Origin of the sequence: Streptomyces canus 299MFChir4.1, assembly GCF_000383615.1 — a bacterium.
Classification (GTDB): Bacteria; Actinomycetota; Actinomycetes; order Streptomycetales; family Streptomycetaceae; genus Streptomyces; species Streptomyces canus_C.
The window spans coordinates 1-11,292 of sequence record NZ_KB911663.1 but is presented as its reverse complement, the minus strand read 5'-3'; the positions used below and the strand labels follow the sequence as shown (position 1 = coordinate 11,292).

Annotated in this window: 11 protein-coding genes and 1 pseudogene; 9 read left to right on the top strand and 3 right to left on the bottom strand. The window is 68.8% G+C overall.

Translation table 11 applies throughout. The annotated features are described in order from the left end of the window. Positions 1 to 318 (top strand): IS30 family transposase (locus tag H293_RS0147920; RefSeq protein WP_020124862.1); only part of this gene is annotated, 318 nt, incomplete at its 5' end. A gap of 26 nt (positions 319 to 344) precedes the next feature. After that, positions 345 to 809, top strand: a pseudogene (locus H293_RS0147915) (IS5 family transposase); the annotation flags it as partial. A 9-nt stretch (positions 810 to 818) separates the two neighbouring features. Here the strand turns inward: H293_RS0147915 and H293_RS0147910 are convergent. After that, complete coding sequence (locus H293_RS0147910; protein ID WP_020124860.1) at positions 819 to 1,799, bottom strand: CehA/McbA family metallohydrolase; 981 nt, start codon at positions 1,797 to 1,799, stop codon at positions 819 to 821. 323 nt (positions 1,800 to 2,122) lie between these two features. Here H293_RS0147910 and H293_RS58195 point away from each other — a divergent pair, with 323 nt between their 5' ends. Further along, the gene (locus H293_RS58195; protein ID WP_020124858.1) at positions 2,123 to 2,266 is read left to right on the top strand and encodes a hypothetical protein; all 144 of its coding nucleotides are present in this window, start codon (positions 2,123 to 2,125) and stop codon (positions 2,264 to 2,266) included. Between the two features lie 26 nt (positions 2,267 to 2,292). Here H293_RS58195 and H293_RS0147895 read toward each other — a convergent pair whose 3' ends face one another. Beyond that, positions 2,293 to 4,296: an alpha/beta hydrolase family protein gene (locus H293_RS0147895; protein WP_020124857.1), complete on the bottom strand. Its 2,004-nt coding sequence runs from the start codon at positions 4,294 to 4,296 to the stop codon at positions 2,293 to 2,295. Positions 4,297 to 4,523: 227 nt separating this feature from the next. On the opposite strand from H293_RS0147895, the gene H293_RS58190 reads away from it, so the two are divergent. Next, positions 4,524 to 4,889, top strand: coding sequence for a hypothetical protein (locus H293_RS58190; protein WP_158694598.1), 366 nt, complete (start codon positions 4,524 to 4,526; stop codon positions 4,887 to 4,889). A gap of 660 nt (positions 4,890 to 5,549) precedes the next feature. Here H293_RS58190 and H293_RS52310 read toward each other — a convergent pair. Then, the gene (locus H293_RS52310; protein ID WP_051138284.1) at positions 5,550 to 6,779 is read right to left on the bottom strand and encodes a flavin-containing monooxygenase; all 1,230 of its coding nucleotides are present in this window, start codon (positions 6,777 to 6,779) and stop codon (positions 5,550 to 5,552) included. Positions 6,780 to 7,095: 316 nt separating this feature from the next. On the opposite strand from H293_RS52310, the gene H293_RS0147875 reads away from it, so the two are divergent. The 5 genes from H293_RS0147875 (at position 7,096) to mscL (ending at position 10,903) form a co-directional block, all read left to right on the top strand. Continuing rightward, the gene (locus tag H293_RS0147875; RefSeq protein ID WP_028808857.1) at positions 7,096 to 7,698 is read left to right on the top strand and encodes an ABC transporter ATP-binding protein; all 603 of its coding nucleotides are present in this window, start codon (positions 7,096 to 7,098) and stop codon (positions 7,696 to 7,698) included. Next, positions 7,695 to 8,486: a hypothetical protein gene (locus tag H293_RS0147870; RefSeq protein WP_020124852.1), complete on the top strand. Its 792-nt coding sequence runs from the start codon at positions 7,695 to 7,697 to the stop codon at positions 8,484 to 8,486. Before H293_RS0147875 ends, H293_RS0147870 begins: the two co-directional genes overlap by 4 nt. Before the next feature lie 754 nt (positions 8,487 to 9,240). Continuing rightward, positions 9,241 to 9,546: a hypothetical protein gene (locus H293_RS58965; protein WP_158694596.1), complete on the top strand. Its 306-nt coding sequence runs from the start codon at positions 9,241 to 9,243 to the stop codon at positions 9,544 to 9,546. A gap of 214 nt (positions 9,547 to 9,760) precedes the next feature. Next, entirely contained in the window at positions 9,761 to 10,189 is a 429-nt protein-coding gene (locus H293_RS53565; protein ID WP_020124850.1) for a hypothetical protein, read from the top strand. 270 nt (positions 10,190 to 10,459) lie between these two features. After that, positions 10,460 to 10,903 (top strand): large conductance mechanosensitive channel protein MscL, encoded by a 444-nt coding sequence (mscL, locus tag H293_RS0147855; protein WP_020124849.1) that lies wholly within the window; start codon positions 10,460 to 10,462, stop codon positions 10,901 to 10,903. Positions 10,904 to 11,292: the final 389 nt, after the last annotated feature.

The window sequence follows — 11,292 nt, the reverse complement described above, 5'->3', positions numbered from 1 at the left end:
GACTGGCCCGCTTCCCTGCGGCGCACGCTCACCTGGGACCAGGGCCGAGAGCTCTACCACCACGAGGAAATAGAGGACTTGACCGGCTTCCGGATCTACTTCTGCGATCCCCACGCACCCTGGCAGCGCGGCACCAACGAAAACACGAACGGGCTGCTGCGCGAGTATTTCCCCAAGGGCCCCAGCCTCGCCCACTACCCCCTCCGCGACCTCACGCAAGTCGAACGGGAACTCAACGAGCGTCCCCGCCGCGTCCTCGGAGACCGCACCCCGGCCGAGGCCATGAGACGCTGGTCGAGAAAGCTCGCTTACCGCTGATTCGCAACGATCAGTGGAAACCGCCGGGGGATCACGTCGGCCCCTCGCCAGTCGACCGCGCCCGTCCCGGCTCCAAGCACCACCTGATAGTCGACCGGCACGGAACCCCACTCGCCGTCACGCTCACCGGCGGCAACCGCCACGACGTCACCCAGTTGCTGCCGCTGCTCGACGCGGTCCCGCCGATCCGGGGGCGGCGAGGACGGCCGCGCCACAAGCCGCGGCACCTGTATGCCGACCGGGGCTACGACTTCGACAAGTACCGCCGCGCGCTGTGGAAGCGCGGCATCAAGCCGATGATCGCCCGACGCGGAGTCGCCCACGGCTCGGGGCTGGGCAAAGTCCGTTGGGTGGTGGATCGGGCCTTCGCCTGGCTGCACCAGTTCAAACGGCTCCGGATCCGCTACGAACGACGCGCCGACCTCCATCAATGCCTGCTCGAACTGGCCTGCAGCCTCATCTGCCTCCGTCGCCTGCGGACCGCACGGTGAAGCGAGCGGTCAGTTGAGGATGATCGGATTGGTGAGTGCGGCGACGTGCCCGTTGGGATGGCGGACCTCGATGCGGACGAACGCCGACTGCTCCGCTGTCGTGTCCCATTGCGCCGATCCCGCCCCCTCACCAGGAAGAGATGCCCGGTGGACCTTCCCTCGGTCGGTGTGGAAGCTGACGGTCCCCGCCGGCACACCTCGTACTGCTGCCCGGACTTCCACCCGTCCACCATGAGTCGCAAGCCGCTCTCCCACCCCGGCAGCGCGACCAATGGCATGGGCAGTGAACGACACGTGCACATCCGCCGACTCGGCGATCCAGCTGCGACCGGCGCGGATCCCGGCCAGGACCGCCTCCGTGCTCAGTTCTTCGGCGAAGACCACGGTGTGAGGGATACCGATCTGCCCTTCCAAGTGTGTGTCGCTGTTGCCCATCGCCGGCCGCCACGAGCCGGTCTGAAGGTTCGCTGCGAGGCTCCGCCCCCATTCGGCCAGCGCCGCCTCGTTGTCAGCGTTCCAGGGCCGGTCCGAAGCCCACAGTCCGTTCCACACCTCCACCACGTCGAAGCCGAGGAAGGGGAACATGAAGTCGCCCGAGGGGTAGGGCGCATGGGGGTGCGCGGCAACGCACAGGCCCCCTGCCCGGTGGACCTGTTCCAGGCACATGTCCACCAGTCCGTCCCTGACCTGGTGGTTCCAGTCGACAACCTCGCCGGGATTGATGCCGAGCGCAAGCCAGTGCCCGGTCTTCGTGGTCACCTCTTCGCCGAGAAGGATCAAGAAATCATCGGCGGCCAGATGCCCCCAGGCACCCGGGGCCGCGGCTGAGTTGTGCTCCGTCGTCGCGATGAAGTCGAGCCTGGCCGCGCGCGCCCGAATGGCCAACTCTTCGGGGGTGAGTTCCCCGTCCGAGTAGACGGAGTGGACATGGCAGTCCCCGCGGTACCAGGTCGGCCCGCGCCCGACTGCCCGCCCCGACGGGAAGCTCAAACTCGACAAGGTTCTCCTCCCAGAGTCCTGTCGAGCCAACGCGCCGCCAGGGCAGACCGTTCCATCGCCCACTGAGCACCATCTCAGTCGAGACGTCAGACCAAGATCTCATTCTGAAACGATCAGTTAGGCGGTGCGCAGGGCCGCACGGCAGATGATGCCGAGCCAGGGGAAGACGCGGTACAGGTGGGCACCTGCGGTGCGGGGCGAGGCCTGGACATCGCGCACGGCGTCGGGCTCGACTCCACGTTGTCTCAAAATCTGCGTGAACCTGTCGGCGCTGGATTGCCAGGGAAGGTGCATGCGGGACGTAGGGAAGGTGCATGCGGGACGCTGCCCCGACGTTCTCGCCTCACCGATCTGGCGCCGGTGCCGGCACCGGCGCCGCGGGTGCGGCCGGACTCGCGGTCGGTGGCGTCTGCATGGTCGCCGCAGAAGTCGTCGACCAGGTCGACGACTTCTGTTGAGCGGACGGCTGACCGGCGCGGCCGAGTCACAGCAGGCTGGGCTGCTGCCATTCGGTACCGAGGACGTGGTGGTCGAGGAAGTTGAGGAACGTCTCGTACCACAGGCGCGCGTGGTTCGGCTTGAGGACCCAGTGGTTCTCGTCCGGGAAGTAGAGGTACTTCGCGGGAACTTCGTGCCGCTGCAGTTCCTGGAAGAGCGTGGCGCCCTGCCCGACGGGCACGCGATAGTCCTTCGCGCCGTGGATGACCAGCATCGGGGTGCGGATCTTCGCGACGTCCAAGTGCGGCGAGTCGGCCTCGTAGCGCTCGGGGCGGGTCAGCGGGTCGCCGAAGATTTGCTGGAAGTACCAGGGCACATCGGTGTCGCCCTGGAACGCCCGCAGGTCCCACAGGCCTGCATGGTTGATGATCGCTTTGAAGCGGTCCGTGCTGGTGGCTACCCGGTTCGCCATGTATCCGCCGTACGAGCCGCCGGCGAGCGCGGTGCGCGTGGCATCGATGTCGTTGCGGGCCTCGGTCGCGTCGGTCAGCGCGATGACATCGGTGTAGGGGCGACCGCCCCACTGCCCCCAGCCGCGCCGGTGGTTGATCTGCCCGTACCCGGTCGACAGGGCCGGATCCGGCAGCAGAACCGCATAGCCGCGCGCGGCGAACGGCCACGGGTTCCAGCGCCAGGTCCAGCCGTTCCAGCTGGACTGCGGTCCGCCGTGGACGGCGACGAGCAGGGGAGCGGGCTGCTCGGCGGACGCGCCCTGGGGCAGCACGAGCCAGCCACGCAGCACGAATCCGTCGTCCGCCTCCGCGTGCACCTCGGTGAGTGTGCCGGGCAGGTCCCCGATGCCTCCCGGGGCGGGCAGCTCTTCCGGAGTCTGGTCGACGATGCCGGCGTCGATCCGGACGGGCGTCGGCGGCGCGTCGACCGCGTGGCGCAGGGCGTAGAGCGTTCGCCCGTCGGGGCTCACGGTCAGCGAGCCGTACGAACCGGAAACGGTGAGGCGGGTGACAACGCCGTCCGGGTCGAGCCGGAAGACGGGCGCGTGCCCCTGCTCGTCGGATGTGAAGAAGAGCGTGTCGTCCACCGGTGAACAGGCCACGCCGCCGGGCCAGTTGTCGAACCCGGGCAGCAGGTCCTGCACCGTGCCGTCGGCCAGGTCGATCCGTACGAGCGTCGCCTCCCAAGGGTCGTCGTAGGTCGGGTAGCGCATCCGGCAGCACACGAGGGCCGAGCCGTTGTGGGTGAACCGCGGGGCCTCGTAGAGGTGCTCCAGATCACCGACGACATGGATCTCCTCGCCGCTCACAGAGTCGGCCACCACCACGGTGGTGCGATGCTCGGCCGGGACCCGCCCAGGCACGAACCGCCGGTACGCGACCCGTGTGCCGTCCGGGGACAACACCGCATCCCCCGGATCCTCCAGACCGACTCCCTGCCCACCGGCGACGACCGGCTCCGCGTCAACACCTGCGCGGACGAAGGCGTGCGGCTCCGCCGGGCCCAGGTCGTGGTCCCAGGCGCGGGTCGGACCGGCCTCGTACAAGATCGCGGTGACCTTCGCGTCCCTTCGCGCCGCGCGCAGCTTTCCGTGTGCCTCGGCATCAGCGGCCCCCGGGAGCAGCCCCGCGGTGTGGCACAGTGCGCCGGAGTCGCGGGCTACGGTGACGGCGGTGATCCCGCCTGGGTGCCGGGCCACGACGACAGCCTCCCCGCGCGGCGGCAACGCCCACAGAGCGGCGCCCTCATCGCCGTCCGTGGCGGCCCGTTCGGACAGGAAGTACAGCGTCCCGTCCGGACCGAACACGGGCCCCGACTCACCCTTGTCGGACCAGGTCAGCCGCAGCGCGTCGCGCTCCCCGGTCGGATCGATCTCCCACAGACCGGACACGAACCGCGTCCCGTCCTCGGACAACGACTGCACGGCGGCGACAAGGCGAGTGCCATCGACTGACAGGGCAAGGGAGTTGACGCGCGGGCAGGCGACGAAGGCGGACAGGTCACGGAAGGTGGACGTGCCACCGGAGGACTCGGTCATGCGGGCGATTGTCGCCCGCGCGCCACGCGAACGGCCAGAGAGTTTCACGTAAACGCCCGTCTGTCAGCAGCCGTACCGGCACGCTCGATGGCACTTGACGGTGCTTCTGACAATTGGGTCGACACCCGTTCCGACCTTCGGGAAGCTCCTCGCGATGACTCGGCGAAACGACATGCCTCCCACGGGGGACGAGCGTACGCGGCTGATCACTTTTCCGGACTACGCCCGTGACGCCGCGCGGGCCAAGTGTGAGGGCGTGCCCGCCGAAGACGCCGCCCCGCAAGGCGCCGGACGGCGACCAGGTCTCCGGCGTCCACGTCGTCACCAACCCTGCCAAGCTCACCCACGTACGACCGGACGACGAGCGGTACGGCGCCGGGCGAGGACACGGCCCCGGTCGTCCCGAGCTCTCCCGACCGCCCGCCCCCGAGAGCGCGCATGACCGCGGCCAAGCACCCGAACTCGCGCGAGACGGCCCCCGCCCGGCCAGAGGCGGGGAGAAGGCCGCCGACCGGATCGACGGCCGACCGGAGATCCACCGCCTCGGCCGCACCATGAACCTGACCGATCCGAAGAAGGGCTACCTGCACTGAAGGGCACGCTCGTGGAGCCGACGAAGAACCCGGCCCTGTTCCACCCGTGCGTCACGGAGACAAGGACAGCCCGTTGGCATCCGAGGCTCGGGCCGCGTGTGCCGACAAACCTTCTACGACCCCGAGTTCGGACTGCCCGTCGTGGGCGAACACGGTCCGGCGAGCTAGCGCTGGTCGCGGACCGGGGACCGCAAGGCGTTCGTGCACCCGTGTCGTACCCCGGCGGATGAGACCAGGTGGTGATGGGGGAGCCCAGCGGGCGTCGGACAGTTCGCTGGGACAGCGGCGGCGTTCGTGCATGTTTCCGGGGTAGCCCAGCCTCGGGCCACCGGTCAGGGCGCGGGAGTTACCAGTCGGGGCCTTCGGAGCCAAGTGGAGCACGTCGTGACGAAAACAGGAGTGGTTGGCTCGGGCGGCCTTTTTATGGGCCCTGCTTTATGGGCCCCGCGCACCGCCGAGGCTGCTGATTCCAGCACCCGGGCTCAGGATGTGGGCGCTTTCGAGGGCGACCTCCGGCCGGAGCGCCTGTAGCAGGCCCGCGGCGCAACCGGCCCCCTGGCACCCCTCCGCTGAAGCGGCCGCGCCTGTCTCCGTCCGACGCCGCGGCATCCACTCGCCCTTCATGGCATGCCCCTGAAGGGCCACGCTTCCCAAGCTCCTTCAGCGGGGAGCGTGCCCTTTGTCGCGCGCGTCGGTCGTGCGGTCGCCGAGCTGGGGGATGCGAAGGGGTGCTCGCGCTTTCTCACGTCGTAACGCGTGGGCGATTGCGCGCGCCTCGATGCCCGCTTGGCGAAGGACCCCTGTGAGGGGATTGGTGTATCCGGCGAAGTAGAGGTGCGGGGCCGCGGGGTGGTTCTGTGCCCCTACGGTGAGAGGTTGCCCGGCCTCGTCGAGTACGCCCAGGGACCCGACCAGGTCGTGCAGGTTGGACCGGTACCCAGTGGCGGCGATGACCGTGTCGGGTCGCAGTCGGGTGCCGTCGGCCAGTACCACGTCGGGGCCCTCGAACGCCTGGACGGCCCCGACCGGCTCAACGCTGCCGGACCGGACGGCGTCCACGAAGCCGTGGTCGAGCACCGGGTTGACCCCTTCTCGGGCATGGCGCGTGTACAGACCGGTGCGGGGTCGAGGCAGTCCCCGTGAGGTCAGGTCGGGCACCGCGAGACGCTGCGTGAGCAGGGAGGTGCGGTCGCGCCAGGAGAGCGGGAGGGCCTGCGTCAACCGGCCTGCCGCATGCCACCGGGCGCTGGAGCGGGGCAGGATGTTGGGTGGGGTGCGGACCGCGATCCGTACGCGTTCGGCTCCGGCCCCGGCCAGGCCGGCGGCGATCTCGGTACCACTGTTACCGGCGCCGACCACCAGGACGTCCCGTCCGCGGTAGTGGACCGGAGAGCGGTAGTGGGCCGAGTGCAGCAGGGTGCCGGTGAACGTCGAACGGCCGGGCCAGTCAGGGACGTTCGGGGTGTGACATCGGCCGGTGGCCACCACGACCGCACCAGCGGCCACCGGACCGTCGGGGGTATGGACCAGCCATTGCGCTCCCGAACCTGCCTCGCTCCGCTCGATGCGCTGCACCGGGGTGGTCACCCGGACGTCGAGTCGGTGATGCGCGACGTAGTGCTCCAGGTATCGCACATAGTCGTCCCGGCTCACCCACGGGCCCGCTTGGCGCGGCATCGACAGACCGGGGAGATTCGACGTGCTGGGAGTGGTGTGCAGGCGCAGGTGGTCATAGCGCTGCGCCCAGCTCGCTCCCGCGCGGTCCGACCGTTCCAGGATCACGGTCAGCTCTCCGGAGAGGTTCAGTAGTGCGGCGGTCGCCAGGCCGTGCGGGCCGGCTCCGATCACGATCGTGGGCGCGCTGCAGTCTCGTTGTGGTGTCGTGGGCATCGCTTCCTACAACGGCAGACCGCAGCGTACGTCACGCCCAACGGGCAGGTATGGAACAGCGGGTGATCGCCGTAACACCACCGGCACGGACTCGTTGGACACCGGGCAACGGGCGTTGCGCGGGGGCTCGGCCTCCCCAGGGCCGGACCGCGTCCGGGGATGGCGCGGGCGTGCGGTCATGAGCCGGGCAGGCCAGGCGACATGAGCCGGCGCGGCCCGGCCCCTGTGGCGGCCTTTCCTCAGGGCGGCTCGCTCCATCTGTCCGATCTTTCGAGGGGCTCATGTGCAGGCAGTAACGACACGCCACCGGCCACGGCTGCGGATCAGCGGAGTCTGCAAGGCGTACGGCGGCCGGCAGGTCCTGCGCGATGTGGACCTCGATGTGTGTGCCGGGACGCTGGTGGGAGTCGTCGGCGAGAACGGGGCGGGTAAGTGCACTCTGCTGCAGATCGCCGTAGGGCACCTTGCACCCGATCGTGGAACGGTGACACGGACTGGGGCGGTGGGGTACTGCCCGCAACGGGCGGTACTGAACGACGCGTTCACCGTCGGACAGCATCTGCGGGTGTTCCAGATGGCCTACCGGCTGCCGACACTGGAACGGGCCGGCGAGCTGATGGAGCTGCTGGCGCTGACCGGCTGCCGGCGACAGCAGGTCGGCGAACTCAGTGGCGGAACGCGACAGAAGCTGAACCTGCTGATCGCTCTCATGCACGATCCGCAGTTGCTGGTCCTGGACGAGCCCTACCAGGGCTTCGACTGGGACACCCATCAGCGATTTTGGACCCTGGCCGCCGACCTGCGAGATCAGGGCCGGTCGATCATCGTGGTCTCTCACCTGCTGCACGACCTGTACCAGTTCGATGCGATCGCTCACCTGTGCCAGGGCCGTCTGCACTTCGAGGAGACCAACCGTTGAGACTCACCTGGACGGCCTTCACCGAACTCCTGCGCTGCACTCTGCTGGGCCACCTGCGCAACAGGTTGGCCTTGGTTCTGGCGGTCGCGTTCATCCCCATCTGGATCGCAGTGGCACGCCTGTGCACATCCGACCGAGTGGTGCGCGTCCGGCTGGAAGCCATCAGCGCCCCCGTCTCCGCCCCGGCCAGCCAGTTGGGCCAGGTGGCGAGCGCGTTGGGCGCCGTCACCATGGTCGCCGGCTTCATCTCTTTCACGGAGACCTTTCAGTCCCGGCAGATGGACCGCCGCCTACTGCTCGCCGGCTACCCCCGTCTGCCGATACTGCTGGCCAAGCTCGCTGCTATCGCCCTCACAGCGGCCGCGTTGGCTCTCTACACGACGGTCCTGCTGTGGATCTCCGTGCCCGTGCGCCACGCTGGCCCCCTGGGGCTGGCCCTTGCAGGCGCCGGCCTCGCCTACGGCGGCATCGGGCTTCTGTTCGGTTCTCTGGTCCGCGGCGAGCTGGAGGGCTTCTTCCTCATCATCATGCTCAGCCTGGTCGACACCGGTCTGCAGAACCCTGTCTTCAACACGCTCATGGATGTGGCAGGCGTTTGCGCGCTTCCTCTTTACGGCGTGAACCAGCTGGCGCTCAGCTCAGCCCTCACCCTTCAGACTCCCTGGTCCCACGGCCTGCTCTCCCTCACCTGGTCCGCAGCGACCGGCGCCCTGGCGCTGCTCGTCCTCCACAACCACCGCCCTTCCCGCTCCCCGTGGTACCGGAGGAAACGAGTCCACGCAGAGTGATCACAGTGAAGCCGGTATCCCTCTCGGGCCCGCGTTGTCAGAAGTGATCGTCTGTGAGACTGAACCCAGTCTTCTGAGTCAGGAATTCTCGAAAGATGTGCGGAGTTGTGGGGTGGCGCGTACTGGGCGGCCGAAGGCCGAGTTGATCCTGTCGGACGAGGAACGAGCTGCGCTGGAGGGATGGGTGCGGCGCGGAAGTCCTGACTCAGAAGACTGCGGAATTCCTGACTCAGAAGACTAGAGACAGCATTGCCGGCCCCAGGACTCCCGAGATCCCATAGAGAGAGTCTCTCAACTCCCCGCGACCGCCGTCCTCATGGGGACTCGTGATCGTGAGGGTAGGGAATTCCGTGACGCTCAACCCGTCGCACCTTTGGCCTGGAGCGGGCGAGCCCATCCGCTACGAGTTCCCTGTCCGCGGTCCGGTCCCGGAGAACGCTGCGGAGACGTTCCCTGAGCCGTGTGCTGGGGGGCTGGTCGCGGAAATGCGACCGCTGCCGCTTTGATCCTGTGGACGGCGGGATGGGCGGCGGCGCGGATGCGGCGGGGATCGGGACACGCGCACCGTGTTGGGCGTCGGCTCCCAGCGGCCCAGCGGCCCCGCGTGAAGATGAAGTTGCCCGCGCCGGGCGTCGACTCACCACCCCTCGGCGACGACTGTGAGGTTTTCTTAGCCCAACGGTGACGTTGAGAGCGCGATACGGGGGCACACGAACCCCGCACGGTCCATGTGGGTGTCCGGCAGGAGGAGCCAGTGGCCGGTCATGAGATGTTCGCCGCCAGCGCGTTGTCGGCGGTGGCAGCGATTCTGCTCGCGCGATGGTGCCTGGCGGGCCGAAACAGCAGCCCAAGTACTGCCGCTGCGTACCGCCGTGCCTCACGTCGGGCGACGCTGAGGGCTGCCTGGCGCATGGGCTCCGCCGCCGAAGCCGGGCAGGGCCTGCCGACGGACGCGCCGTGCGCTCAGCGGGCGGTGCAGGAGGCCGAGGACCTCGTGCACGGCTACTGGCGTCAGATCAGTCCCCTCTACCTGCCCCAGCACGATCGCCATCAGCACTGAACTCCGGAGTCCGACCACACAGACGGGACGCCGTCCCGGACAAGAGGGCACCCCCGGGGCGGGGTGCCCGGCGCGCTGGAACGGGTATCCGTCGGCTGTTCGGGCCCCCGGAGACGTCATGCACGGACAACATGCGCGTGCCCCCAGCAGCAGTCGCGTCGGCAAAGCCTCCACAGCCGAGCCATCGCCGCCCGGTCGCGACGGTGCCAAGCACTTGCGCCGAGGCCGGCGCACCGGCCGCCTGCGCCGCCGCGTCCTCGCCTACCGGGCCATCGATTTCCTGTCCACGCACATCCCGGACGACCCCGGCCCGGGCGACGAATGCCTGCTCCTCGTGCACACCCGCCAGGTGGTCGGCCAGATCCGGTACCGGATCTGCACTGACTGCGCCCTGGGCGTCATCACCGCGGTCGTCATCGACGAGCGTTTTCACAGCACCGGCCTGGGCACCCGTGCGCTGTCACACCTACGGTCCCGCCACCCGGGACTGACCTGGCGCAGCACGCTGCGCAGCCGCACCACCGTGATCTCCTGCGCCGGATGCGCATTCGCACCACCGCTTCTGCCAGGCCCTGTCCGCACGTTCACCAGACACTCTCTGCCCCCGCCGGCCCGATACTCGCCGGCGGCTGACCTCACCTGACCTCAACCCTCAGCGGTCACAGCGCACGGTGGAGAGGGCACCCCACATCCTGGGCCTGCACGAGAGGGCGGTTTGCGAGCCAATGCCTGTTTCGGGGTGCAGCTCAGGCTGAGCGACCGGCCGTGCGATGGCGTGCTTGACGTACATCATCGCGCCGCGCGGCGGAGTCGGCATGGGTGAGGGGTGGCAGGGCATCCGAGGCGAAGGGAGCGGGCTGACCACGCTTTCGGTGGCGCCCGTAGACGTCAACAGACTCTTAGGAGTGAGAAGGTGAAGGGCTTCCGCAGCTTCATCCTGCGCGGCAACGTGGTCGACCTGGCCGTCGGCATCGTCATCGGGGCAGCGTTCACCGCCGTGGTGAGCGGCTTCGTCAGGGCCTTCCTTACCCCACTCGTCGGGCTGGCCACCGGCGCCACCGGTGACATGAGCCACAAGACCTTCACCGTAGGGGCTATCGAGTTCCCCTACGGCGCCTTCGTCAACGCGGCCATCAGCTTTCTCCTGCTCGCCAGCGCCCTGTACTTCCTGGTCGTGCTCCCGATCAACAAGCTCCACGAACGCCTGGCCCCGCACCAGGACGTCCAGGCCCCCAAGCGGGACTGTCCCGAATGCCTCAGCCCCGTACCCGCCCAGGCCCGACGCTGTGCCTCCTGCACCGTCTCCCTGCCCGCCGTACCCGCTCAGGCCGGGGAGACAACCCAGCGCGCCGGGTGACCCGACCTCCATGGCCCGTCCTCGGTTGCCGGGCCCGTGGCGCCGCAGACCAACTGGGGTGCTCGCGCTGTCTGCTCAATGTTCTTCGTCCATTCCGGCGACCGGTTCTGGAGCTGGTTCCAGGAGTTGCTGCCCCAGCGGGCGCGGGACCCGTTCAACCGCGCGGGCCGTACGGCCTGGCGGACCTCCCGCCAGGCACCCCGGCAACAATCCGAGGAGATCAGTAGACCCGGAGCGGTTCACATGATGACGGAGCAGGAGCCCGGCGGCCACACGGCGAACCCATGCGGTCCCAGCACTAGTAGGACTCCGTTACGTCTGTCTCGCGGTCCTGTTTGGGGGCATGTTGAGGGTGTGGACGCACATGAAGTGAACCGTGCTCGGGCGAA